The sequence below is a fragment of the Nocardia aegles genome, assembly GCF_052545135.1.
The window spans coordinates 1-224 of record NZ_JBQWRI010000082.1; the positions used below are offsets into that span (position 1 = coordinate 1).

1 protein-coding gene is annotated in these 224 nt (G+C 70.5%); it reads left to right on the forward strand.

The window, feature by feature from the left end; genetic code table 11:
* A partial coding sequence (locus tag ACT89H_RS29545) for an AMP-binding protein (RefSeq protein WP_445111951.1) occupies window positions 1–224 on the forward strand: 224 nt, incomplete at both ends.

Below are 224 nucleotides of genomic sequence, written 5' to 3' on the forward strand. Positions count from 1 at the left end.
TGACGTTCGGTGAGTTGCATGGGCGGGCGAATCGGGTGGCGCGGGCGTTGATCGCGCGGGGTGCGGGGCCGGAGTCGGTGGTGGCGGTGGCGGTGGCGCGGACCGAGGAGTTGCCGGTCGCGTTGTTGGGGGTGTTGATCGCGGGTGCGGCGTATCTGCCGATCGATACCGGGTATCCGGTGCAGCGGGTGCAGTTCATGCTCGACGACGCCGCCCCGGTCTGC